A 24524-nucleotide genomic window follows, 5' to 3' on the forward strand; every position below is an offset into this window, starting at 1 on the left:
TAGCGGTTATGCTTGCAAAGATTGCTGGCGTGGGCCGGCTTCTTTGCATGCTACTTGATGGAAAATCTGATCCAGACCATTGCGGTGTACGCGCTGCCGGTGTTGTTTGCCATTACGCTGCACGAGGCAGCTCATGGCTACGTGGCGCGCCACTTTGGTGATCCCACGGCGCACCAGGCAGGTCGTATTACCCTCAATCCCCTGAAACACATCGATCTCATCGGCACCATTGTGGTGCCATTGGTATTGTTGTTTGTCTCTCGCCTGATGGGGGGTGGTCTCTTGTTTGGCTGGGCCAAGCCGGTGCCGGTTAACTGGAGTCGCCTGCGCAGGCCCAAGCGCGACATGCTGTGGGTGGCGCTGGCCGGCCCTGCATCCAATCTTTTGCAGGCCATCTTTTGGGTACTGTTCTGGCAGTTCATGCTGTGGGCCGGGTTGACCCAGGGGCAAGGCGATTTCTGGACATTGATGACGCATGCCGGTGTGCAGATCAACCTGGTGCTGATGGCGCTCAATCTTTTGCCGCTGCCCCCACTGGATGGCGGACGCATCGTCTTTAGCCTGCTGCCCGCCCGGTTGGCCTGGCAGTATGGCCGGATCGAGCCCTATGGCCTGGTCATCCTGATCGTGCTGATGATGCTGGGCTGGCTTTGGCCGCTGATGATGCCTTTGCTGCGGTTTGGCGAGTGGGTTGTAAACGGATTTTTATAAATCCCTTACCTGAATCCGGTAAACTTGCTTTTTTGTATCGCCCAGGGCTTTTCCCGGGCGTCTTTCGGAGGCTTTCTTCATCATGGCCGGTACGGATTCATCCTTTCCAGTCTTGCGGGGCAGCATGGTTGCCCTGGTCACGCCCATGCACCCAGATGGGCAACTCGACCTGGAAGCTTTTCGAAAACTGATCGATTGGCATGTGGCACAGGGCACCGACGCCCTGTGCGTTGTGGGTACGTCGGGCGAATCCCCCACGGTCACGGTGCAAGAGCAAGCCGAGCTCATCGAGCTTGCCGTGCGCCATGCCGAGGGCCGGATTCCCGTGATTGCCGGCACCGGGGGCAACTCCACCTCCGAGGCCATCGAACTTCAGCGCCATGCCTATGCCGCGGGGGCCACTGCCGGCCTTACTGTGGTGCCTTACTACAACAAGCCCACCCAAGAGGGCCTGTACCAGCATTTTCGCGCCATCGCCGAGTCCGTCGAGCTCCCCAGCATTTTGTATAACGTGCCGGGCCGCACCGTGGCTGATCTGTCCAACGAAACCATCCTGCGTCTGGCTCAGGTACCTGGCATCATTGGTGTCAAGGATGCCACCGGCAATATTGCCCGGGGTGCACAGCTTATCGCGCAAGCCCCCGAAGGCTTTCACGTCATCAGTGGCGACGATCCCACAGCTGCCGCACTGATGCTTTTGGGCGGCCACGGCAATATCTCCGTGACAGCCAACGTGGCGCCGGCCCTGATGCACCAAATGTGCGCGGCTGCCTTGAGCGGTGATGTCCCTGAAACCCGCCGGCTTAATAACGCACTGGCTGCGTTGGGACGCGTGCTGTTTCTCGAGGCCAACCCGATTCCCGTCAAATGGGCAGTGGCCGAGATGGGGCTTATCCAGCTGGGATATCGCCTGCCTCTTACGCCTTTGTCTGATTCATTCCGCACCGTGGTGCGCCAAGCCTTGATTGATGCAGGTTGCCTCTGACATGATGACTCCCCGTACCTCGTTTTCCCTGGCCAGCATGGTGCTGGTCAGCCTGTTGGCTGGCTGCTCCACCATGGGCCAGCTTACCGGGCAAACCGAATCCGTCGAATACAAAAGCACGGTAACCGGCGATCCCTTGTCCATCCCGCCCGACCTCACCCAGGCAGCTGACAACACCCATTACCGCGCCCCCGAGGGCGTGGCCAGCCTTAGCGCGTATTCGGCCAGCCAGCGTACTCAAAGTGCCAATCCGGCCGATCGCGTCCTGCCTCAGACACCGGGTATTCAGGTGATGCGTGACGGTACTCTGCGCTGGTTGCAAGTCGATGAGCCCGCCGAAACGCTTTACCCGAAACTCATTGAGTTCTGGGGTCAGCAAGGCTTTACCATCAACAACCAAAACCCCAAGGCTGGCCTCATCGAAACCGATTGGGCAGAAAACCGCGCCAAGATCCCCGAGGGCTGGCTGCGCAGTGCACTGGGCAGTGTCCTCGACCAAGTCTTTGATAGCGGCGAGCGCGATCGCTTCTCCACGCGCATCGAGCGCCTCAACGGCAAAACCGAGGTCTACATCAGCCATCAGCACATGGAAGAAACGCCCACCGGTGACGGTACGGCCTTCAAGTGGGTGTTTGGCAAAGAAGATCCAGGTCTCAATGCCGCGATGCTGGCACGTTTGATGGTCTATCTGGGTGCCGATCAAAAGCAGGCGGCGCAAGAGATTCAAAATGCATCCAAGGACGCCGGCCCGGCAACCACCGCACAGCTTGACGAAGGGCAGGCTTCCTTAACCGTCAACGAGTCCTTCGACCGCGCCTGGCGGCGGGTCGGGGTGGCCATCGACTCCGCCCGCTTCACCGTCGAAGACCGCAACCGCGACCAAGGTGACTATTACATCCGCTATCTCGACACCGACACCGGCGAGAAAATTGAGCAGCAAACCGTGTTTGGCCGGCTGTTTGGCACCCGTAATTCAGCCGAGCCCCTTAAGTTGCGTGTGCACCTGGCTGGCCAGGGCAGCGCCACGCAAGTAACTGTGCTGGATGAGCAAGGGCAGCTGCTGACAGACGCCACTGCGCGCCGTATCTTGTCGGTGCTGGATAAAAACCTGAAAGACGCGCAGTAAATAATGGATACCTGCCCTTAGGGGCAGGTTATCGCTCCCAGTGGGCCCAGCCTTCCTGTAGCCATTCGTCCAGGGCACTCAGGTTATCGGCTGGCAACAGCGCAATGTCCTGCGCCGGCAGGCTGCGCTTGTCGGCCAGCGCATGCAGGGCCGCGGAAGGCGTCACATCAGCCACTTCACCATTGATAAACACTTGTTGCCCGCTGTACATCAGCCGGGTACAGCGATCCAGCACCAGCTGTCCGGTGGCGGGAATCTCCTCGGTGAGTAGCGGTGCATCGTCGGCGGGGTCGAACAGAGCGTTTTCGGGCAGTGACGTCAGCCACTGGCCTAGAAACCTGGCTGCAACCGCCTGATCCAGGCGGATTTTTTGCAAGGTGGCCAATGCGGAGTCAATCAGGTGCTCGGGCAGTGCCGCCGGGTGCTGGGTGGGGGCCTGGTCTGCATCCGAGTACAGGGCCGACATATCCGGGCCGGGCAGATACGGTTGCCCGTACAGGCCTGCGGCGCCCAGGTGTTGCGCACAGATTTGATCAGCGGCGGATTCCAGCAGGCCACGTGCCAAAGTGGCCTGGCTGGGAACCCGAAACCCGATGGACAGGGTCATGCAGTCGGCACCAACCGCAATGCCATCGTGGCACACATGCGGGGGCAAATACAGCATGTCGCCGGGTTCAAGGATGTCGTCTGCATCGGGCTGAAAATCTGCCAAAATTTTTAGGGGCAGGCCAGGCACCAGGGAGAGGTCTGTCTGGCTGCTGGTGCGCCAGCGGCGTTGGCCGTGGCCCTGCAGCAAAAAAACATCATAGCTGTCGTAGTGTGGGCCCACACCACCGCCATCGCTGGCGATGCTGATCATCAGATCATCCAGACGCGCATCTGGAATAAAGCGAAACAGGCGCATCAGCGCTGCCGTATCGTCATCGTGGAGATCGGCACTTTGCACGAGAAGAGTCCAGTGCGCCTGGGTCATCGGGGGCAAGCGCCGAAAGGGCCCCTGTTTCAGCGACCAGCCTTTGGTGCCGTGCGACACCAGGCGTGACTCGACTTCTTCTCGACGGGCGAGGGTCTGAACATCTTTTATCGTGACGGGGGGCTGAAAACCCGGGAGCGCCTGGCGGATTAGAAGGGGTTTTTTTTGCCAGTAATCGCGCATGAACTCGCGCGGGCTGAGCCCCCCCAATAGCTGGGTGGGCAGATCGATATCAAGGGGCGCGTAAAGGCTGGTCATGGTGGTGTTCCGAGGCAGTGGCTGCCGGCGGGCCGGCAGCGCCGCCGGTTACAGGAAATCCCGGCGCAATTGATAAACGAGTTCGAGCGCCTCGCGTGGGCTGAGTGTGTCCGGGTCGAGGGCCTTCAGGGCTGTTTTCAGCGGCGAGTCGGCGTCATTATCTTCTTCTTCCACCTGCTGGATGAACAGGGAAAGCTGTGAATCTGGGCGGCTTCTGGCCTCGAGCTCGGCCAACTCTTTGCGGGCATGCCGGATCACCACCGGAGGAATGCCGGCGCGCTGGGCAACGTGCAGCCCGTAACTTTGGCTGGCTGGACCGGGGCGCACCTCGTGCAGGAAGACGATGCCGTCAGGCGCATCGGCGGCAGCCAGGTGAATGTTGTTTACACCGTGTGCTTTTTCTGGCAGGCGGGTGATTTCGAAGTAATGCGTGGCAAAAAGCGTAAGGGCCCGATTGTGGGTGAGCAGGCGGTGGGCGATGGCCCATGCCAGGGCCAGGCCGTCGTAAGTGGACGTGCCGCGGCCGATTTCGTCCATCAGCACCAGGCTGTGAGGAGTGGCAGCAGACAAAATCACGGCTGCTTCCATCATTTCCATCATGAAGGTCGAGCGGCCACCGGCAAGGTCGTCAGCGGCGCCGATGCGGGTGAAGATGCGATCGAGCGGGCCAATACGGGCCTGGCGGGCCGGCACATAACTGCCAATGCGTGCCAATAGCGCAATCAGGGCGACTTGGCGCATATAGGTGGATTTGCCCCCCATATTGGGGCCGGTGATCAGCAGCATGCGCCGCTCTTCGTGCATCGTGCAGTCGTTGGGGGTAAAGACTTCGAGGCTGTGCTCGACCACAGGATGGCGTCCAGCCTGGATCTCGAGACAGCTGTCTGCGCAGAGCTCGGGCGCGATCCATTGGTGGGCCTGCGCATGGTAGGCCAGTGCCGCCAGCGCGTCGATGCGTGCCAGGGCGGCGGCGCAACGGGCCAGTGCGGGTGCGTGTGCGGCGCATTGCATCAGCACTTGTTCAAACAGTATTTTTTCGCGGGCCAGGCCGCGCTCACGTGCCGACAGCACTTTATCTTCCCAGGATTTGAGCTCTGGTGTGATGTAGCGCTCGACATTTTTGAGTGTCTGGCGACGGCGGTAGTCGGCGGGCACTTTATCAGCTTGCCCCCGGCTGACTTCAATAAAAAAGCCGTGTACCCGGTTGTATTCGACCTTGAGGTTGCTGATGCCGGTGCGCTCGCGTTCGCGCGTTTCGATCTCCAGTAAAAAGGCACCATTGTCGCCCGCCAGTTGCCGCAGGGCATCCAGCTCTGTGTCGTAGGATGGGGCAATCACGCCGCCATCGCGCACCATCAGGGCGGGTTCTGGGGCAATCGCCGCCTGCAGGATCTCGGCCAGTGCCGGGGCGACAGGTATCTCTGACAGATCATCTGCCAGCAGGCCGTGTGCCTGAAAGGCGCCGTGTGTCTGTTGGGCCAGCGGCGGCAGAAGAACCAGCGCATCGCGCAGGCTGGCAAGTTCGCGCGGGCGGATGGTGCCCAGTGCCAGGCGTGTCGCCATGCGTTCGATGTCGGGCAAGGTGCGTAGTTGGCCGCGCAGGGTGTCCAGTGCTTGGCTGTCTTGCGGTGACAGCAGCAGGGTGATCGCGTCCTGGCGGGCCTGCACCCGGACGTTGTCGCGCAAGGGCGATTGCAGCCAGCGCCGCAGTTGCCGGCTGCCCATGGGCGTACAGGCATGGTCGATGGTACTGAATACTGTTGGACCGTCTGTTTGGTTCAGGGTCTCGGTAATCTCTAGATTGCGCCGTGTGGCCGGGTCAAGAATCACGTAGTCGCTGTGGCTGTCGGCGGCCAGGCCTTGCAGGTGCTTAAGGGACTGGGCTTGCGTGGCACTGACATAGCGCAGCAGTGCGCCGGCGGCGCACAAGGCGGCAGGCTGATCGTCCAGGCCAAACGCACCGGTGTCGCTCAGGCCAAAGTGCTGCAGCAGTGTGTCGCGTGCGCCATCAGCCTGAAAGTGCCAGTCGGGGACCCGGCTGATGGCTGCATCCAGATGGCTGCCTTCCAGCAATTGGGTGTCTTCTGTATCGGCGCACACAATCTCTGCCGGGGCAATGCGGGCCAGTTCAGTGTCCAGCAGCGCGGGCGTGCTTTGACAGGCCTTGAATTCGCCGTTGGCCAGGTTCATCCAGGCCAGGCCAATTTGGGTATGGCCACGGCTCTGTATGGACACCCAGGCCGCGATGATGCGGTCTTCGCGTGCGGGCAACAGCGCGTCGTCGGTCAGCGTGCCTGGCGTCACCACGCGGACAATCTTGCGTTCGACTGGCCCTTTGCTGGCGGCAGGGTCGCCCACTTGTTCGCAGATGGCGATGGATTCTCCCAGTGCCACCAGCCGGGCCAGATAGCTTTCCATGGCGTGGTGCGGTACCCCGGCCATGGGAATGGGCGCGCCATTGGACGTGCCTCGCTTGGTCAGCGTCAGATTCAGCAGACGCGCGCCGCGCTCGGCATCCTCGTAGAACATCTCGTAGAAGTCACCCATGCGGTAGAACAGCAGGTGTGAGCCCGCCTGCGCCTTGAGTTCGAGGTATTGGCGCATCATGGGGGTGTGGTTGGAGAGATCAGGGGTGGTCATGCGCGAGGGATACGGTGGCGGTTGGGGGTTGAAACCGTATTATCGTCGATGATGCAGGTGGGTGATGTAAGCGAGGCTGTCGGATGCCTCAATCCCCCAGGTTTTAAGACAAAGAGCCACGTAAAACGTGCAAAGTCTCCTCAATCTCGTGCCTGCTGACGTCGCGGGTGATAAAAACCAGGCGCGAGCGCCGATCCGCATCGGGCCAGGCAGGGAGCGTGGTGGGCGGATAAAGGATGTGCTGCACACCGTGGATGACCACAGGTTGGTCTTGGTCCTGGATATTCAGGATGCCTTTGATGCGCAGAATATTGGTGCCAACAAGATTCAGCAATAATTCAAGCCAGGCATCGAGTGAGCCCTCGGAAATCGGCTCGTCCACGGTAAAACAAAAAGCCTGGATATGATCATCATGGTGGGTAGTTCCGTGGTGGTGGGCAGCGGCATCTCGTTGGGCATCCTCCCGGTACGCTGCTTCGTGCAGCCACTGCTTCACATCAGGTGTCTTCCCGTCAGTTGAAAACAAACCGAGATCCAGCACGTTGCTTGCCGCAATCTCGCCACGCTTAATGATATGGCGCGGTGCCGCCGGGTTGATGGCATCCAGCCGCTGCAGCAGGGTTTGGCGTTGGTCGTTGTCCACCATATCCGCTTTTGTCAGTAATAGGCAATCTGCGATGGCGGCCTGGCGCACAGCCTCTGGATGACGGTCCAGCGTGGCGTTGCCGGTAGCCAGATCTACCGTGGCCACGATGCCGTCCAGGCGATAGTGCTTGGCCACCTGTGGGTGCGTCATCAGCGTGTGGATGATGGGGGCGGGGTCGGCCAGGCCCGTGGTTTCGATCAGAACACGGCGAAACTGCCGCCGGCCGTTGCGCGAGAAGCGCCATGTAATGTCGCGCAGGGTCTGGGCCAGATCGCTGCGGATGGTGCAGCATAGGCAACCGCTGCTCATCTCCATGACGGGATTCTCGGTGCTATGGGCCACCAGCATGTGGTCCAGCGGCATCTCGCCAAACTCGTTGATGATGACCAGCGCGTCCGCCAACTCGGCTTGGCGCACCAGATGATTCAGTACCGTGGTTTTGCCGCTGCCCAGAAAACCGGTTAATAGCGTGACGGGTATCAGGCTTGGGGTTGTGTTCATAACTCTTTGCTTGAGAGGGGTGTGCCTGGGTACCCAGCGGGCCTGTGGCCTGAGATAGAGGTAGGTTTAGGCTGGGCTGCCTGTCGCAGAGAAGGCATCGGCACAGTAAGCGGGCAACACGGTATTATCGTCCAAATCTTTTGTCTCCCAGAGTGTTGGCAGCGTGTCTGGCCACTTTGGGTGTCCCGCCAAGGAGACCGTTTTGCCATCCCTGCAACAGATCACCTGTGTTGATGATTTCCAGCGTCTGGCGCGCCGCCGGGTGCCGCGCATGTTTTACGACTATGTGGATTCGGGCTCCTGGACAGAAAGCACCTATCGTGCCAACCACGCCGATCTTCAGGCGCTTAAATTTCGCCAGCGTGTGGCCCGCAATATCGAGCACCGCCATTTGCGCAGCACCTTGCTGGGCGAGGATTACGCCATGCCGCTTGCGCTGGCGCCCACAGGGCTGACCGGCATGCAGCGCGCAGATGGCGAGATCCTGGCAGCGCGGGCAGCCGAGCGCTTTGGGGTGCCCTTTACCTTATCCACCATGAGTATCTGCTCGATCGAGGAGGTGGCCGCGCACACCAGCCGGCCGTTCTGGTTTCAGCTGTACGTGATGCGGGATCGTGAGTTCATCGGTCGCCTGATCGACCGCGCCCGCAAGGCGGGGTGCTCGGCCCTGATGGTGACCATGGATCTGCAGGTGCTGGGCCAGCGCCACAAAGACATCAAGAACGGGCTGTCCACGCCGCCCAGGCCCACCATTGCCAATCTGCTCAATCTGGCGACCAAGCCGGCCTGGTGCTGGCAGATGTTGCATACCCGGCGTCGGGTGATGGGCAATATCGTGGGGCATGCCCAAGGGGTCAGTGATATGCGCTCTCTGGCGGTCTGGACTGCCGAGCAATTTGATCCGGCGCTTGGCTGGGCCGATCTGGCCTGGATCAAAGAGCGCTGGGGCGGCAAGATCATCGTCAAGGGTGTCATGGATGCCGAAGATGCGCGCCTGGCCGTACAGGCGGGTGCCGATGCGATCGTGGTGTCCAACCATGGCGGGCGTCAGCTGGATGGTGCGCCATCCACGATTTCGGCGCTGTCACCTATTGTGCGTGCGGTGGGTAGCCAGGCCGAAGTCTGGATGGATGGCGGGATCCGCAGCGGCCAGGATGTGCTGCGCGCGCTGGCGATGGGCGCGCGCGGGGTGCTGGTGGGCCGCGCATTTCTGTATGCCCTGGGTGCCCTCGGAGAGGCCGGCGTCAACCGTTGCCTCGAGCTCATCGCCAATGAGCTCAGCGTCTCGATGGCTTTTTGCGGGCGCACGAAGGTTGGGCAAATCGATGCAGATGTCTTGTTGAATTCTGCGTTGTATTCCTGATTCCCTCATTGGTGCTGTGGTTGGTGTTTTTTTGTCCATGCAACGCAAGTGCTTGATCAATAAGAAAAACCCGGGTTAACCCTTGGCTTGTCCAGCGCTTTATCCACAGGAGGCGTGGATAAAGTGGCATAGGCAGTGCCGGGCATCCACTGGTCAATTTATGATCTTGGTTTTCAAGCCCCTGATGTTGCAGGGTAATTTAGGGTGATCCCGTACTTGTCCAAGACCTTGTCCACATCCTGCGTGGACAATTCAGGCACGTTAGAATCGCTCTGTGCACATATGCCCGGAGTCAGATTTATGGAACAACTTCAATCTTTTTGGGCCTCGATGCCCGACATGCGCGGGGCTGCCGTGCATCTCGTGGTGACGCTGCTGATTCTGGTAATTGGCTGGATGGTATCCAATCTGTTGGGCCGCTGGATGCGGCATGTGGCAGATCGCTCCAGCCGGATTGATCCCACCATCGTCCCCATGGTGCGCACAGTGACTGTGTGGGCGGTACGTATTGTCGTGCTGCTGGCGGTGCTGGCGCGGCTGGGGGTGCAAACCGCCAGCCTCGTGGCCATGCTGGGTGCTTCTGCCTTGGCCATTGGCCTGGCTTTGCAAGGAACACTGCAAAATTTTGCTGCAGGCATCATGCTGTTGGTGCTGCGGCCCATACGGGCAGGTGAATACGTTTCGGTTGAAGGCAAGGGTGAGGGCGTGGTGGACGAAATCGGCCTGTTCATGACACGCCTGGTGTGTATCGATGGGCTGCATCTGCTGTTGCCCAACTCGTTGGTGTGGGGCAGTCCCATCGTCAATTACAGCCGCAACAAAACACGCCGCATGGACATCCTGATCGGGGTGCGTCACGACGATGATCTGGATGCTGCCTTGGCCATCTTGCGGCAACTGATAGACCAGCATCCGGATGTGCTGCAGGATCCCCTACCACAGGTGATGGTGATGGAGTATCGCGAAAGCACCATCATGATCAATCTGCGCCTATGGACGCTGTCTGATCTCTTTTGGGATGTGCGCTTTGATTTGCAACGCAAGGCGCCGCAGGTGCTGCGCGAAGCAGGCCTGCGCAGCCCCATCCCCTTGAGAGAGGTTCGCACCATAGACGCAGCCTAGGCGCGGCAAGGCCGCGCCAGGCTTACTCCACCATGCGGTTCAGGCGCTCGGCGTCCAACGGGCGCTGGCCGTTTTCTATCCGCTGGCCAAGGTCTTCCATTGCCTGGCACAAACGGTGGATGCGCGCATCCTGTTGTGCGGTGTGGTTGATCAGCTCGTGCAGCACTTTCACCAGTGGGTCGTCATCGGATCGACCCACCCCATAGGGTGCAAACTCGTCGTTGCCGCTGGCATCACCGGAGGCGTTGTCAGCGGCCTGACCCCGCTGCAACAAAGCCTGTAGTGGTTGGGCAGACCAGTCTGTCACACAAGGGATCTCGGTATTTTGTGCCGCCACCGTTGCGGCGGCTGCATCGTGGGTATCTGCGGGCGCGGCGTTGCCGGCCTGGGCTGGTTGCGGAGACTTCTTGGCAGAGTGATCCTGGGGCAGGATGATGCGGGCAGGGTTGCCCACCGCGGTGGCCCCGGCCGGCACAGGCTTGATGACTACCGCATTGGATCCTATCCGTGCGTGGGCACCAACGGTAAAGCCGCCAAGAATCTGGGCGCCTGCGCCCACCACCACGCCTTCTTCCAGTGTAGGGTGGCGCTTCTCGCCCTTGTAAAGACGCGTGCCACCCAGGGTGACGCCCTGATAAATGGTGCAATCGTCACCGATCTCGGCAGTTTCACCGATCACCACCCCAAACCCGTGATCAATGAATACGCGCCGGCCAATCTGTGCCCCCGGATGTATCTCGATGCCGGTAAGCAGGCGTCCGATGTGCGACAAAAAACGCCCGGCCCAGTACCAGCCTCTGGTCCAGAGGCCATGTGCGGCGCGGTGAATCAGGATGGCATGCAGCCCCGGATAGCACGTCAGGATTTCGATACGGCTGCGGGCGGCGGGGTCACGCTGGTGGATGCAGGCGATTTCTTCGCGGAGTTGGTCAAACATAGTGATTTATGAATTGTCCTGGTGGGAGGCTGTCTTGGCCGTGCGGATCATGGCAGTGCACATGCCTCGCAGCATATCAACTTCGTCCACACTGATGTGGCTGCGTGTCCACAGGTGTTGCATCCGAGGCAGCAATTTTTTAGGGTGTTTGGGATCCAGAAACCCGATCGCGACCAGCGCTTGCCCAAAGTGTTCTACCAGGGCGTGGATGCGCTCGTTGCTGGCGGGGTCTGTTCCCGGGTTGTGACGGCCATGCGTATCTGGCAGGCGTGCCTCGTGTGTGAGGGGCAGCAGGGCGTAGCGCATTTCCCAGGCGGCCAGTTGCAGCGCCTGAGACACATTAAGCGAGCTGTAGGCCGGGTTGGCCGGGATGTGGCACACCTGCTGGCAAAGCAGGATGTCTTCGTTGGACAGCCCCGAGCGCTCGGTGCCCAGCACGATGGCGATTTCTGTGTCGGGTGTACTGCCCAGTGCCTGGGCCGATTGCAGTGCGGCTTCGCGGATATCGCAGGGGGGGGCTCCCAAGGCTCGTGCCCGGGCCGTCAGGGCAAAGGCCAGTGTGCTGGGCCCCAGGGCTGCAGACAAATCAGGGTGGATCTGTGTGCGCTCAAGAACGTCTGTGGCGCCGCTGGCCAGTGCCTGGGCGTCTGCGTGCTGGCAGATCTCGGGGTTGGCTGGGGCCACCAGATGCAGGTGTTCGAATCCCATGGTTTTGATGGCGCGCGCTGCCGAACCTACGTTGCCGGGATGGCTGGGGCTGACCATGATGAAGCGCACATGAGCGAAGGGATTAGGCCCGCTGGAGGGGAAATCGGAGGAATCTGGCAGAGTCATTTAAAATAGGAAGTTATTTACCCGTGATCTTTGGAAACTTATGCACCCGATGCTTAACACCGCCATCAAGGCGGCACGCCGCGCAGGCGCCATTATTAACCGCGCCAGCCTGGATCTCGAACGCCTGAACGTAGCGCGCAAGGGACCCAAAGACTACGTCACGGAAGTCGACCGCGCCGCTGAAGAATCCATCATCGACATTTTACGCACAGCCTACCCCGAGCACGGGTTTCTGGGTGAAGAATCCGGCGAACACGCCGCGGCAGGTACAGGTGCCCAGGCAGAATTCCAGTGGATCATCGATCCCCTGGACGGTACCACCAACTTCATTCATGGGTTTCAGCATTACGCCGTCTCCATTGCGTTAATGCATCGTGGCCAGGCTGCGCACGTGGTTATTTACGACCCCTCCCGCAACGAGATGTTCACAGCCAGCCGCGGCAGTGGTGCTTTTCTCAACGACCGCCGGGTTCGGGTCTCGTCCTGCCTGCGATACCACGATGCCTTGCTGGCCTCGCATATCCCACAATCCACCGCGCTGCCTGCAACGTCTCCTTATGTGTCCCTGTTGGCCGATTGCGCAGCTGCACGGCGTACAGGTTCTACGGTGCTTGATCTGGCCTGGGTGGCGTGCGGCCGTCTCGACGGCTTTTGTGGCGTCGGCCTGAAGCCCTGGGATATGGCGGCAGGCAGCCTGCTGATTCTCGAAGCCGGTGGCCTCATTGCCGATTTTGACGGCGAGCAAGCCTGGCTTCAGTCTGGCAACGTGCTGGCGGCAACGCCCAAGATATTTGCCCAGATGATTTCACACTGGCAAGCCTGATAAGGATTCATGATGGAATGGTTGCTGGATCCGGCAGCCTGGGTGGGGCTGTTCACCCTGATTGTCCTGGAAATTGTTCTGGGCATCGACAATCTGGTGTTTATCGCCATTCTTGTCGACAAGCTGCCACCCAAAGAGCGTGATCGCGCCCGTGTGCTGGGCCTTACCCTGGCCCTGGTGATGCGTTTGCTGCTGCTTACCCTGATGTCGCATCTGGTCAAGCTCACGGCGCCTTTGTTTCATCTGGGAGATTTCGGGTTCTCAGGGAGAGACCTGATCCTGATTGTCGGCGGGTTTTTCCTGCTGTTCAAGGGTACCTTCGAGCTGCACGACCGCATCGAGGGCCGCACACAGCATGCCTCCGGTTCTCGGCTGCATGCGGGCTTCTGGGTGATCGTCACGCAGATTGTGATTCTGGATGCGGTCTTCTCCATCGATTCCGTCATCACGGCCGTCGGGATGGTCGATCATCTGGCCATCATGATGGCCGCCGTCGTGATCGCCATGGCAATCATGCTGGTGGCCTCCAAGCCACTCACTGCGTTTGTCAATGCGCACCAGACGGTGGTCATTCTGTGTCTCGGGTTCTTGCTGACCATCGGTTTTTCGCTGGTGGCAGATGGCTTCAAGTTTCCTGTGCCCAAAGGCTATCTGTATGCGGCCATTATTTTCTCGGTGATGATTGAGGCCCTGAACCAATGGGCCAAGCGTAACGTCCGACGGGCAGAGTCGCGCCGTCCCTTGCGCGAGCGCACCGCCGAAGCGGTATTGCTGATGCTGGGCCGCCGTCCGCTGGTGGGCCCGGAGCCCGAGGCAGATGACGCTGCACGTACAAGCGTCCAGGCATTTGGCGACGAAGAACGCAATATGGTCAGCGGAGTGCTGACGCTCAGCGATCGCAATGTCCATTCGGTGATGACGCCGCGCACCGACGTCTCGTGGATCAATCTCGAGTCTCCCCCCGAAGACATCCGCGAGTTGATCATCCGTGAGCCACATAGTTTCTTCCCGGTGTGCCGCGGAACACTCGATGAGGTGGTAGGCGTCGGGCGTGCCAAAGAGCTGCTGCTGGATGTGCTCGAACACGGTGCGATCCGCGAAACGCGCTTGCGTGAACCTATTATTGTCCACGAGTCCATCGAGATTCTGTCGCTGATGGCAACCCTGAAGCGCGCACACGGCTTGCTGGTACTGGTGGCCGACGAGTTTGGCTCGATTGTGGGGGTGGTGACCCCCATCGATATCTTCGAAGCCATTGCCGGCGAGTTCCCCGATGAGGATGAGGCGCCCGACATCATTGATCAGGGCAATGGCCGCTGGCGTGTGGATGGCGCAGCCGATCTTCATCACCTCGAGCAACTGCTGCACACGGACGGACTGGTCGATGAGGACGAAGAGTATTCCACGATTGCGGGATACCTGCTTAGCCGCTTTGGACGTTTGCCCGAGGTGGGCGACCACTGCGAGCTTGTGCATGATTACGATGGCTTTCGCTTTACCGTCGCTGCCCTGCAGGGCAGGCGCATTGCGGCCGTCCAGATCGAGCGTCTGATGTCAGCCGATGCTGATCCGGATGTTGAGGTGCTGGGCTAGCCAGGGGCTGTCAGTGCCCAGCCCTGGCTCAGGCGTCTGGCGGCCAGTGATGCGCCTGGATGCCTGTCTGGCTGATGCTGATCCACCCGCCCCGGCCCTTTGGGACGTGGTCAAAATCCCAATCGGGCAACACCCAGCGCTGTGCGGCCTGGCCATTTACCGTCAGGGTGTGCAGGGCCGGCTGGTGGGTGTGTCCGTGGATCAATACCCGGCTGTCCGTGCTGCGCAATGCCTGGCAAACCGCCTGCGGGTTCACATCCATGATCTGCATGGGCTTGTGGTGGCGTGCCTGGCGGCTGCGGGCCCGGGCCCAGTCTGCAATGGCACGCCGCCACGAGAGCGGAAAGGATAAAAACAACCGTTGTATCCAGGCTGTGTGGACGATGCGCCGAAAGCGCTGGTAAGCCGGATCGTCGGTGCAGTATTCGTCGCCGTGGGCCAGCAAGATGACACCTGCCTGGGTGTCAATCAGCACCGGGGCAGGCAGCATGTGCGCACCCAGGGCCGTAGCCAGTGCATTGCCCATCAAAAAATCGCGATTGCCGTGCGACAGATATACAGGAATGGCGTGCGCTGTTTGGCGCAAGTGCATAAGTGCTGTGGCCAGCCAATCGGGAGGCTGGTGCAATGCGTGGTCGTCGCCGATCCAGGCGTCAAAGACATCGCCGCACAAGATCAGGCCTTGCGCCTGCTGGCGCGCCAAGGCCAGAAAATCGTAAAAGGCCTGGGCGGTTTTGGGGATGTCTGCCCCCAGATGGATATCCGAGGCGATCCAGAGATCGCCTCGTAGCGTCAGATTATTCAACCAGTGTGGCGCTTTCGATGACGATGTCCTCGACGGGTACGTCTTGATGAAAGCCCTTGTTGCCTGTTTTAACCTTCTTGATCTCGTCGACCACTTCGGTGCCCTCGATGACCCGGCCAAACACGGCGTAACCCCAGCCGCTGGAGGTGGGAGCGGTGAAGTTCAGGAAGTCGTTATCGGCGACGTTGATGAAGAATTGCGCGGTGGCCGAGTGAGGGTCTGCCGTACGGGCCATGGCTAACGTGTAGCGATCATTTTTGAGGCCGTTGTTGGCTTCGTTTTCGACGGGCGCGTGGGTTTGTTTTTGTTTCATGCCGGCTTCAAAGCCGCCGCCTTGCACCATGAAATTATTGATGACACGGTGAAAGATGGTGCCGTTGTAGAAACCTTCGTTGACGTAGCTGAGAAAATTCTCGACCGTCTTGGGCGCTTTCTCGGCGTCCAGTTCGATCAGCATGTCGCCCATGTTGGTATGCAGTTGGACGCGCGGGTTTGTGCTCATGGAGTTGCCTTCGGTAGAGTGGGTCGGGTTGGACGCTGCGCTGGCCAGGCCCGGGGCCAGGATCAGGGCGCAGCCCAAGCTGAAAATACGTATCCCGGAGAAGATACGCGAGTGAGAGACGAGATCAAGCATTGTGCAGACCAGAAAACGGGTTTATCGGGTAACCGCATCCGCAGGCTGGCTGGGTGCCTGCGTGGCATCCGGCGGAGTACCTGCCGCGGGCTGGGAGGCTGTCTTGCCTTGCATTGCTTTGGCCCGTGCAAAGGATTGTTGGGCCAGTGCCATTTGAACATGCCCGAGGTTTTCGAGGGCAGGGGCAAAATTGGGATCTGAGACCAGCGCCATATCGAGGGCATTGCGGGCCAGCTCAAGGTGGCCTTCACGCGTGTACTCGATGGCTAATGCGTTCCAGGGCTCTGGAAGCTCTGGATAGGTTTGTGTCATGGACAGCCACAGCGCAGTGGCTTGTTTGTGCTGGCCCAATGCCACCAGTGCGCGTCCTTTTTGGAACATCAGTTGCACGTCCTCGCCCAGGGTGCCGGCCTCTTTGCGTGCCGACTCGCGTTGCTGGATGATTTTCAGGGCATCTTGTGCCTTGCCGTTGTCGATGAGGGTAGCCACGCGCTGGCTGATCTGGGCCGGGGTAAGCGGCACCGCTGTATTAACCGATGGCGTGGCTTTTTTAAGGAGATTGGCCAGCCCCTGCCAGCCACCTTCGGGGGCGGGCGCTTCGGTAAACTCGCCCGTCGAGGGGTCAAACGTCAGGCCTTGGATCGTGGTGACAGACGCGTTAGTATCAGGGGGCGCACTTTGTGCAGGGGCGACAGCCAGGCCTGTGCACAGAATAAGAGTAGTCAAAAAAACACGGATCACGACGCGCGGCACCTAAGAAGGGGTTTCGGAGATGAGGTCTGGGGACGGTTATACTTGGCAGTTCATTTTACATCCCATTGCGCGGCCCAACGGTTGGGCGCGTCGGGATGGTTTGACCTTCTCCACCCGACATGCTGCACATTTATAACACCCTTTCGCGCCAGAAAACCCCCCTGCAGACAACACAGCCTGGGGTGGTCCGGATGTATGTATGCGGGATGACAGTCTACGATTTCTGCCATCTTGGCCATGCGCGCATGCTGGTCAGTTTCGATGTGGTGCAGCGCTGGCTGCGGGCGTCGGGTTATCAGGTGCAGTATGTGCGCAACATCACAGACATCGACGACAAGATCATTCGTCGGGCCGTCGAACGCAACATGCCCATCCGTGCCCTCACCGAGTTCTTCATCGACGCCATGCATGCCGACGAGCGCGCCCTGGGGGTGCAATCACCTACCCACGAGCCCCGCGCCACCGAGCATGTGGCCGGTATGCTCGATATCATCCAGACGCTCGAAGCCCGCGGCCTGGCCTATCAGGGGACGGATGGCGACGTCAATTTTTCAGTTCGCAAGTTTCCTGGTTACGGCAAGCTGTCGGGCAAATCCCTCGATGACCTCCGTGCGGGCGAGCGCATTGCCGTCTCGGCGGGCAAGCAAGATCCACTTGATTTTGTCCTCTGGAAATCCACCAAGCCCACCGAGCCCGCCGACACCCGCTGGGAGTCGCGCTACGGCCCGGGGCGTCCGGGCTGGCACATCGAGTGCTCGGCCATGAGCCGGGCCTTGTTGGGGCTGCCGCTGGATATCCATGGTGGCGGGCCTGATCTTAAGTTTCCGCACCACGAAAACGAAATCGCCCAAAGCGAAGGCGCCTTTGGGGGCACCTTGGCCACTACCTGGATGCACTGCGGGCCCATGATGGTGGACGCCGAGAAAATGTCCAAGTCACTGGGCAATTTTCGCCGTATCCGCGATACGCTATCCACGGATGCCCAGGATAACGCGGCCACCTATACCGTCAACCCGCGTGAAGCCGAGATGCTGCGTTTCTTTTTGCTGCGCAGCCATTACCGCAGCATGCAGAACTACGCGCCCGACAACCTCCAGGATGCCCAGCACGCGCTGGATCGTCTGTATCAGGCCTTGGCCAATGTCCCGCCGGCGGCAGTCAGCATCGATTGGGATTCCTCGCATGCGCAGGCGTTTCGCGAGGCCATGGACGACGACTTCAATACCGCTGGTGCCGTGGCCATCCTGTTCGAACTGGCTACTCAGGTCAATCGCACGCAAGATGGTCTTGTTAGTGGGCAGTTGCGGGCACTGGGCGGTGTGCTGGGCATTTTGCAGGCAGATCCCCAACACTATTTGCAGTCACCCACCCGGTTCTTGTCGGCGCAGCCGTCGGTGCCACAGTGTTCCTCAGGCGACATCGAGGCCCTGATTGCCCAGCGCAAACAGGCCAAGGCCGAGCGTGATTTTGCCCGGGCTGATGACATCCGTGCGCAGCTGCGTGCCTTGGGTGTCGAGCTTGCCGATGTCGCCGGAGGTGACACGCAATGGCGGCGGGTGTAGAGATGGATATGCATTGTCCGGATATGCGCCTGCAACGCCCTGCGTACTGGGATGAGGCCTGCGATCACCTTGTTCAGCGCGACCGCATCTTAAAGAAACTGATTCCCATGTATGGCCAGGAGTGCATTCAAATGCCTCAGGGGCCGTATCAAACGCTTATCCGCATCATTGTGGGCCAGCAGATCTCGTTGGCGCTGGGGCGCAAGCTTTGGCGGCAACTGGTGCAGGACTGTGGCCCAGAGCTGCATCCCGAGTGTATCCTGAGCCGTACCGAGGCCGAGCTTCGTTCTTTGGGCCTGTCGTTGCGCAAGGCACAATACGTGCGCGACGCCGCACAGTATTTTCAGCAAGCCAGTTGGCTGGATGGCGCGTGGTGGCAGGCGCAGGATAACGCGGCCATTGTGGCGCGCCTGTGCGAGATCCGCGGGGTAGGGCGATGGTCTGCCGAGATGTTCCTGATTTTCTTTCTTGGGCGCCCTGACGTACTGCCGCTGGATGATACGGCACTGCTAAAAGCCATCTCCTGTCATTATTTCAGTGGCGAGCCTGTCTCCCGCTTCGAAGCCCGAGAAGTGGCTCAGGCGTGGGCACCCTGGCGCACAGTGGCCAGCTGGTATCTGTGGCGCAGCTTGGATGCTGCCGCCGTCGAATATTGATTTTTTCCTTCCCGGAAATTCTGCTCTTATGCGAAATACATTTCTAGAATTCGAACAGCCCCTGGCAGAACTTGATCAGAAGATCGAAGAACTCCGCTATGTGCAGACAGACTCTGCCGTGGATATCTCCGAAGAAGTCAGCCGGCTGCAACAAAAAAGCCAGGCCCTGGCCAAGAGCATTTATGCCAAGCTCACGCCCTGGCAAACGGCACTGGTGGCGCGCCATCCCCAACGGCCCTACACGCTCGATTACGTGCAGGCGCTGTTTACCGATTTCCACGAGCTGCACGGTGATCGCATGTATGCCGATGACCAATCCATCGTGGGTGGGCTGGCGCGTTTTAATGGCACCCCGTGCATGATCATTGGCCACCAAAAGGGGCGGGACACCAAAGAACGCGCCTTGCGCAACTTTGGCATGCCGCTGCCCGAGGGCTATCGCAAGGCCTTGCGGCTGATGCGCCTGGCCGAGAAATTCGAGCTGCCCATCTTTACCTTTGTGGATACCCCGGGTGCCTATCCCGGCGTAGGGGCCGAAGAACGCGGCCAATCCGAAGCCATTGGCCATAACCTGTTTGCCATGGCCGGCCTCAAGGTACCTATCATCGTCACCATCATCGGCGAGGGTGGATCAGGTGGCGCATTGGCCATTGCCGTCGGCGATACGGTGATGATGCTGCAATATTCCACTTATTCCGTCATCTCCCCCGAAGGCTGCGCTTCGATTTTGTGGCGCAGTGCCGAGAAAGCCTCTACGGCGGCCGAAGCACTGGCCATTACCGCACCCCGCCTCAAAGACCTGGGCCTCATCGACCGCGTAGTCAGCGAGCCCGTGGGCGGTGCGCACCGCGATCCGGACACCATGGCGCGTCAGTTGCACCGTGCGCTGGCCGACGCCCTGCGAGAACTCTCCAGCCTCGAAACCGACGAGCTGCTGCGCCGGCGCATGGATCGCATTTCTGCGTATGGCCGCTTCCAGGAAGCCCGCTAAGCCTGCCTGGGCGCTTGATCCCCACCTGACGGCTGCTCTGCAAAAAGCAGTGCAGGCCTTGCCGGATGCGGCTCCTCTTGGGGTGGCGCTCAGTGGCGGGGCGGATTCCGCCATGCTGGCGGTGCACGCTGCGCAGGTGGCGGCCGTGTCGGGGCGCGCGCTGCATTGTTTTCATATTCATCATGGCTTGCAGCCTGCCGCCGACGAGTGGCTGGCGCAGGCGCACCGCCTGGCCGGTATTCTTGAGGTGGCTTGCCACAGCCGGCGGATTCAGGTCAGTGTCCAGGGCACTGGCATGGAGGCCGCCGCCCGAGAGGCGCGCTATGTTGGCCTGGCTGCTCTGGCGCAGGCGGTTGGGGTGAATATCCTTTTTTTGGCCCATCACCAGGACGACCAGGCCGAGACGGTTTTGCTGCGGCTGCTGCGTGGGGCAGGGCCAGAGGCCCTGGCGGCCATGTCGGCACAGATTCATCACCACGGTATCTTGTGGTGCCGCCCGTGGCTAAGCCAGCCCCGGTCCCGGATCCTGCAGGCGGCGGGTCAGTTTGCCGCCATTACGGGCTGGCATCCGGTGCAAGACCCCAGCAACCACGATACCCAATACAAGCGCGCCGCCCTGCGGCACGACCTTGCCCCGGTGCTCGACAAGCATTGGCCGGCATGGCGTACCAGCCTGGCGCGCCATGCCGGCCAGGCGGCTGATCTTGGCCTGTGGATGGCCAGCACCGCCAGCGACGACTGGCAAGGCCTTGATCCTTCTGCCGATGGACGCAGCTTCTCGCTGCTTGCGTGGCGTCAGTTACCGGCCGTGCGTCAGGCGGCCTTGGTTCGCTATTGGCTGCAGTGTCAGGGCTTGCGCATGCCCACAGAAGCCCGCCTGGCCGATTGGCTGCGCCAGTTTCGGCAGGTGCATGCGCTGGGGCATGATCGCCTGGTTTCTTTGCCACACGAAGGGTATCTGGTGCAGGTGCGACGCGGCCGTGTGGTTCTCTCGGAAACATCTGCGAAACCCAGTTAAAATACCTAGTTCATCTCCGGTCTCGTCTTTTGGCATTGCCGGCCTGCAGTGTTTACGTCTTAGTCATCATGCTTATTGTTCAAAAATACGGCGGCACCTCAATGGGGTCTGTCGAACGCATTCAAAATGTCGCCAGGCGTGTGGCCAAGTGGCATGCGGCAGGCCATCAAGTGGTGGTGGTGCCGTCCGCCATGTCTGGCGAGACAAACCGTCTGCTGGGCCTGGCCAAAGAGATCTCTCCGCAACCCGATCCCCGCGAGCTCGATATGCTGGCCGCCACTGGCGAGCAAGCCAGCAGCGCCCTGTTGGCCATTGCGCTCATGCGCCAGGGTGTGGCGGCACGCAGCTATGCCGGCTGGCAGGTGCCTGTGCGTACCGACAGCAGCTACACCAAGGCACGCATCAAATCGATTGACGACACGCGCGTGCGCAGCGATCTCGATGCGGGCCGGGTAGTTATCATCACCGGCTTTCAGGGTATCGACGACGATGGTCATATCACCACGCTGGGCCGTGGCGGTTCGGATACCTCCGCAGTGGCCGTAGCCGCTGCCATGAAAGCCGACGAATGCCTGATTTTCACGGATGTCGACGGTGTCTACACCACCGACCCCCGTGTTGTACCCGAGGCGCGCCGGATGAACGTCATCTCATTTGAAGAAATGCTCGAGATGGCCTCACTGGGATCCAAGGTGCTGCAGATCCGCTCGGTCGAGTTCGCCGGCAAATATCAGGTGCCCTTGCGCGTCCTGTCCTCGCTCACCGACCCTCTGATCCCCGTCGATGTTGAAATGCATTCGGGCACACTGATTACTTTCGAGGAAGATCAAAAAATGGAATCCGCCGTTGTTTCTGGCATCGCCTTTAGCCGCGACGAAGCCAAGGTTACGCTGCGCAACGTCCCCGACACCCCGGGCGTTGCCTATTCAATTCTTGGGCCCGTGGCTGCGGCCAACGTCGATGTCGACATGATCCTGCAAAACATCTCGCAGCAAGGCATGACCGACTTCTCCTTCACCGTCAATCGCAACGATTTCACCCGCACGCTTGATCTGCTCAATAACCAGATCGGGCCTGCCGTGGGCGCCGGCGAAGTCGTCTCCGACGAGAAAGTCGCCAAGGTCTCCATCGTCGGTATTGGCATGCGCAGCCACGTAGGCGTTGCCAGCCTGATGTTCCGCACACTGGCCGAAGAAGGCATCAACATCCAGATGATCAGCACATCAGAGATCAAAACCTCTGTGCTCATCAACGACAAGTACATGGAGCTTGCCGTACGTGCCTTGCACAAGGCCTTCGAACTCGATCAGGAGCCTGTGCAGGCCGACGCCTGAGATCTGGCACCTGTGCTAGAATGCCGATCTTGCTGGAGACGTGGCCGAGTGGTTGAAGGTACTCCCCTGCTAAGGGAGCATGCGGCTTATACCCGCATCGAGGGTTCGAATCCCTCCGTCTCCGCCAGCAAGCCAAAAAGCCCTGATTTCTCAGGGCTTTTTGCTTTTCTGATAAAAGGCGGCTGGGCCCGTGTCCAAAAGCACTTTGCATGGATATCCTACAATCGTCCGGGAGTCCGACGGCGGGGGGCCGAAGCGGACAGCATGGGGCCAGGGTGATCATCCCACCCCCAGACCGGGAGAACACCATGGAATTCAGCCTCATGCGCGATGTGCGCATCCGCACTGAGTCGGCCATCGCCTCGGGCGATTTATTGCCTATTCAAGCCGAACAAGTGATTCTGCAGGAGCAGGGTCTGGCTTTTATTGTGCGTTGGGTGGCCGCGCTGGCCGCCAAGGATGCGGCCAGCAAGCCGGCAGCTCAGTCGGGTGCTTCCACAATCTTGCCGGGTGGGCCGCGCGACCCGGATTTCAATCCGTTCCTTCATCCAGACCCTGCCTTATTGGTGGGGGCGGTGGGCGATCATCATGTGGCGATTCTGAACAAGTTTCCGGTTTGCCTGCATCACCTGGTGCTGGCTCGGCGCCAGTTTGCCGAGCAGAGTTCGCCCCTGGAAGAGATTGATTTTCAGGCGCTGGCTGCCGTCCTGTCGGCCGAAGGCGGTCTGGGGTTTTACAACGGCGGTGCGGCCGCCGGGGCCAGCCAGCGACACAAGCACATTCAGTGGATTCCCGCCTCGGACCAGAATGCATCGCTGCAAGCCCTGGGGGCAGGCCTGCCGGCCGGCTTGCCGGAGGGGGCTGTTGCCCGCCATCCAGCCTTGCCCTTGGCTCATTGTTTCGCGCCGGTCAATGCGGGCGTAGGGGCCGATGTCGCAGTCAGTGCTCGCAGTATGCTGGCTGCGTTTACGCAGGCATGCGGGGTGCTGGGCCTGCGCCCTGATGCCGATGGTCTGTTGCCGCCATGCAATATGTTGGTTGGCGATGGCTGGATGCTGGTGCTGCCGCGTAGCCAGGAGCATTTTCAGGGCGTATCCCTTAATGCCTTGTCTTTTGGCGGCACGATCTACGTGCGCGATCCCGCCCAGATCGATGCCATCCGGGCGGCTGGCCCGCTGCAGGCGCTGGCCAGTGTTGGTGTGGCGGTTTAGGCGCCTTTGCCAAAGTATCGGCAGATGGTGATGGTGGCTGGCATTGGCCCAAGTAAAGCAGTACTTGCTAGACTGGCTACTTTTCCAACACTCGCTACCACGCGGATCTCCCATGGAAATCGTTTTCGCCTCCCGTCATGATTCTGAGCCCCTGCAGTGGGTGCAAGCCCTGCAGGCGGCGTTGCCTGAGCATAAGGTCAGTTTGTGGGATGGTGAAGCGCCCTCCGGGCAGGCGCAGGTTGCGGTGGTGTGGGCACCTCCGGCAGAGCTCTTTGCCCGCGAGCCCCAACTGACGCACGTGTTCAATCTGGGTGCGGGAGTTGATGCATTGTTGCGGCTGCCGGATCTGCCCGCCGATATCACATTGGTGCGCATGGAAGATGGTGGCATGGCTGTGCAGATGGCCGAGTATGTCCTGCATTACCTGATCCGCGAGTCCCGGGATCTGGGCCGTTACGCCAGCTTGCAGTCGCAGGCGTGCTGGCAGCCTCAAGCGGATATCGACCGCGCGGCCTGGCCGGTGGGGGTGATGGGGGGCGGCGTGATGGGGCGCCGCGTTGCCCAGGCCTGTGCCGCGCTGGATTACCCGGTGTCGGTGTGGTCGCGCAGCGGGCAGCCAGTGGCTGGTGCGCAGGCGTTTGGGCAAGACCAGTTATCTGATTTTCTGGCCAACACCCGGGTTCTGGTCAATGTCTTGCCCCTGACCGCGGCCACCCAAGGTATTTTGTCGCGCACGTTGTTTCAGCACTTGCAGGCCGATGCCTATCTCATCAATATTGCCCGGGGTGGGCATCTGGTGGATGCTGATCTGCTGGAGGCTCTTGAAAATGGCCGCCTGCGAGGTGCAGCGCTGGATGCGTTTGTACAAGAACCTTTGCCCAAGGAGCACCCGTTTTGGGCGCATCCGCGTATCCAGGTAACCCCCCACGTGGCAGGTGCCAGCCTGATGGCCATGACAGTGAACCAGATTGCTGGCAAGGTGCACGCCATGACCCGTGGAGAACCCATCAGCGGTGTCGTTAATCGCGCCAGGGGGTACTGACTGTGC

The 24524-nt window shown here is 60.4% G+C and carries 22 protein-coding genes and 1 tRNA gene; 15 read left to right on the forward strand and 8 right to left on the reverse strand.

Annotation, left to right across the window (positions count from 1 at the left end; translation table 11 throughout):
* The first annotated feature begins 57 nt into the window (after positions 1 to 57).
* From ABS758_RS08840 to bamC, 3 genes are all read left to right on the forward strand, one after another.
* Positions 58 to 711, forward strand: coding sequence for a site-2 protease family protein (locus tag ABS758_RS08840; RefSeq protein WP_350382183.1), 654 nt, complete (start codon positions 58 to 60; stop codon positions 709 to 711).
* Between the two features lie 82 nt (positions 712 to 793).
* On the forward strand, positions 794 to 1696 hold the full coding sequence (dapA, locus tag ABS758_RS08845; protein WP_350382182.1) for a 4-hydroxy-tetrahydrodipicolinate synthase: 903 nt from the start codon (positions 794 to 796) through the stop codon (positions 1694 to 1696).
* Position 1697: 1 nt separating this feature from the next.
* Positions 1698 to 2822 (forward strand): NlpB/DapX family lipoprotein, encoded by a 1125-nt coding sequence (bamC, locus tag ABS758_RS08850; RefSeq protein ID WP_417251571.1) that lies wholly within the window; start codon positions 1698 to 1700, stop codon positions 2820 to 2822.
* Positions 2823 to 2850: 28 nt separating this feature from the next.
* Here bamC and ABS758_RS08855 read toward each other — a convergent pair whose 3' ends face one another.
* The 3 genes from ABS758_RS08855 to ABS758_RS08865 all read right to left on the reverse strand — a co-directional run bounded on the left by ABS758_RS08855 (position 2851) and on the right by ABS758_RS08865 (position 7840).
* Positions 2851 to 4053: a JmjC domain-containing protein gene (locus tag ABS758_RS08855; RefSeq protein WP_350382181.1), complete on the reverse strand. Its 1203-nt coding sequence runs from the start codon at positions 4051 to 4053 to the stop codon at positions 2851 to 2853.
* A 48-nt stretch (positions 4054 to 4101) separates the two neighbouring features.
* Positions 4102 to 6693, reverse strand: a complete 2592-nt coding sequence (gene mutS, locus ABS758_RS08860) for a DNA mismatch repair protein MutS (RefSeq protein ID WP_350382180.1) — start codon at positions 6691 to 6693, stop codon at positions 4102 to 4104.
* Positions 6694 to 6796: 103 nt separating this feature from the next.
* Positions 6797 to 7840 carry a CobW family GTP-binding protein gene (locus tag ABS758_RS08865; RefSeq protein WP_350382178.1) on the reverse strand — a complete coding sequence of 348 codons (1044 nt, stop codon included), beginning with the start codon at positions 7838 to 7840 and terminating at the stop codon, positions 6797 to 6799.
* Positions 7841 to 8042: 202 nt separating this feature from the next.
* Between ABS758_RS08865 and ABS758_RS08870 the strand changes: the two genes are divergently transcribed.
* Both ABS758_RS08870 and ABS758_RS08875 read left to right on the forward strand, forming a co-directional pair.
* On the forward strand, positions 8043 to 9203 hold the full coding sequence (locus ABS758_RS08870; protein WP_350382176.1) for an alpha-hydroxy acid oxidase: 1161 nt from the start codon (positions 8043 to 8045) through the stop codon (positions 9201 to 9203).
* Positions 9204 to 9503: 300 nt separating this feature from the next.
* Positions 9504 to 10325, forward strand: a complete 822-nt coding sequence (locus ABS758_RS08875) for a mechanosensitive ion channel family protein (RefSeq protein WP_350382174.1) — start codon at positions 9504 to 9506, stop codon at positions 10323 to 10325.
* Between the two features lie 22 nt (positions 10326 to 10347).
* Here ABS758_RS08875 and cysE read toward each other — a convergent pair whose 3' ends face one another.
* Together cysE and ABS758_RS08885 are read right to left on the reverse strand one after the other, a co-directional pair.
* Entirely contained in the window at positions 10348 to 11262 is a 915-nt protein-coding gene (cysE, locus tag ABS758_RS14980) for a serine O-acetyltransferase (RefSeq protein WP_417276105.1), read from the reverse strand.
* A 6-nt stretch (positions 11263 to 11268) separates the two neighbouring features.
* Positions 11269 to 12096 carry an RNA methyltransferase gene (locus ABS758_RS08885; RefSeq protein ID WP_350382172.1) on the reverse strand — a complete coding sequence of 276 codons (828 nt, stop codon included), beginning with the start codon at positions 12094 to 12096 and terminating at the stop codon, positions 11269 to 11271.
* Positions 12097 to 12136: 40 nt separating this feature from the next.
* On the opposite strand from ABS758_RS08885, the gene ABS758_RS08890 reads away from it, so the two are divergent.
* Complete coding sequence (locus ABS758_RS08890; protein ID WP_350382171.1) at positions 12137 to 12919, forward strand: inositol monophosphatase family protein; 783 nt, start codon at positions 12137 to 12139, stop codon at positions 12917 to 12919.
* A 12-nt stretch (positions 12920 to 12931) separates the two neighbouring features.
* Positions 12932 to 14512, forward strand: a complete 1581-nt coding sequence (locus ABS758_RS08895) for a TerC family protein (protein ID WP_350382296.1) — start codon at positions 12932 to 12934, stop codon at positions 14510 to 14512.
* Between the two features lie 28 nt (positions 14513 to 14540).
* On the opposite strand, the gene ABS758_RS08900 is transcribed toward ABS758_RS08895, so the two are convergent.
* From ABS758_RS08900 to ABS758_RS08910, 3 genes are all read right to left on the reverse strand, one after another.
* Positions 14541 to 15317, reverse strand: coding sequence for a UDP-2,3-diacylglucosamine diphosphatase (locus tag ABS758_RS08900; RefSeq protein WP_350382169.1), 777 nt, complete (start codon positions 15315 to 15317; stop codon positions 14541 to 14543).
* Entirely contained in the window at positions 15310 to 15819 is a 510-nt protein-coding gene (locus ABS758_RS08905; protein WP_350382295.1) for a peptidylprolyl isomerase, read from the reverse strand. The genes ABS758_RS08900 and ABS758_RS08905 overlap by 8 nt, the downstream gene beginning before the upstream one ends.
* Before the next feature lie 153 nt (positions 15820 to 15972).
* On the reverse strand, positions 15973 to 16677 hold the full coding sequence (locus ABS758_RS08910; protein WP_350382167.1) for a tetratricopeptide repeat protein: 705 nt from the start codon (positions 16675 to 16677) through the stop codon (positions 15973 to 15975).
* A gap of 146 nt (positions 16678 to 16823) precedes the next feature.
* Between ABS758_RS08910 and cysS the strand changes: the two genes are divergently transcribed.
* From cysS to ABS758_RS08950, 8 genes are all read left to right on the forward strand, one after another.
* Positions 16824 to 18266: a cysteine--tRNA ligase gene (gene cysS / locus ABS758_RS08915; RefSeq protein WP_350382165.1), complete on the forward strand. Its 1443-nt coding sequence runs from the start codon at positions 16824 to 16826 to the stop codon at positions 18264 to 18266.
* A gap of 8 nt (positions 18267 to 18274) precedes the next feature.
* Positions 18275 to 18922 carry a DNA-3-methyladenine glycosylase family protein gene (locus tag ABS758_RS08920; protein ID WP_350382293.1) on the forward strand — a complete coding sequence of 216 codons (648 nt, stop codon included), beginning with the start codon at positions 18275 to 18277 and terminating at the stop codon, positions 18920 to 18922.
* Between the two features lie 28 nt (positions 18923 to 18950).
* Positions 18951 to 19913 (forward strand): acetyl-CoA carboxylase carboxyltransferase subunit alpha, encoded by a 963-nt coding sequence (locus tag ABS758_RS08925; RefSeq protein ID WP_350382163.1) that lies wholly within the window; start codon positions 18951 to 18953, stop codon positions 19911 to 19913.
* Positions 19888 to 20931 carry a tRNA lysidine(34) synthetase TilS gene (gene tilS, locus ABS758_RS08930; RefSeq protein WP_350382161.1) on the forward strand — a complete coding sequence of 348 codons (1044 nt, stop codon included), beginning with the start codon at positions 19888 to 19890 and terminating at the stop codon, positions 20929 to 20931. Before ABS758_RS08925 ends, tilS begins: the two co-directional genes overlap by 26 nt.
* A 65-nt stretch (positions 20932 to 20996) precedes the next feature.
* Positions 20997 to 22265: an aspartate kinase gene (locus tag ABS758_RS08935; RefSeq protein WP_350382291.1), complete on the forward strand. Its 1269-nt coding sequence runs from the start codon at positions 20997 to 20999 to the stop codon at positions 22263 to 22265.
* Between the two features lie 34 nt (positions 22266 to 22299).
* Positions 22300 to 22392: transfer RNA gene (locus tag ABS758_RS08940), tRNA-Ser, on the forward strand.
* Between the two features lie 181 nt (positions 22393 to 22573).
* Entirely contained in the window at positions 22574 to 23476 is a 903-nt protein-coding gene (locus ABS758_RS08945; RefSeq protein WP_350382159.1) for an ATP adenylyltransferase family protein, read from the forward strand.
* 112 nt (positions 23477 to 23588) lie between these two features.
* Positions 23589 to 24518 carry a 2-hydroxyacid dehydrogenase gene (locus ABS758_RS08950; RefSeq protein ID WP_350382158.1) on the forward strand — a complete coding sequence of 310 codons (930 nt, stop codon included), beginning with the start codon at positions 23589 to 23591 and terminating at the stop codon, positions 24516 to 24518.
* Positions 24519 to 24524: the final 6 nt, after the last annotated feature.

Origin of the sequence: Castellaniella sp. FW104-7C03, assembly GCF_040276085.1 — a bacterium.
Taxonomy (GTDB): domain Bacteria; phylum Pseudomonadota; class Gammaproteobacteria; order Burkholderiales; family Burkholderiaceae_B; genus Castellaniella.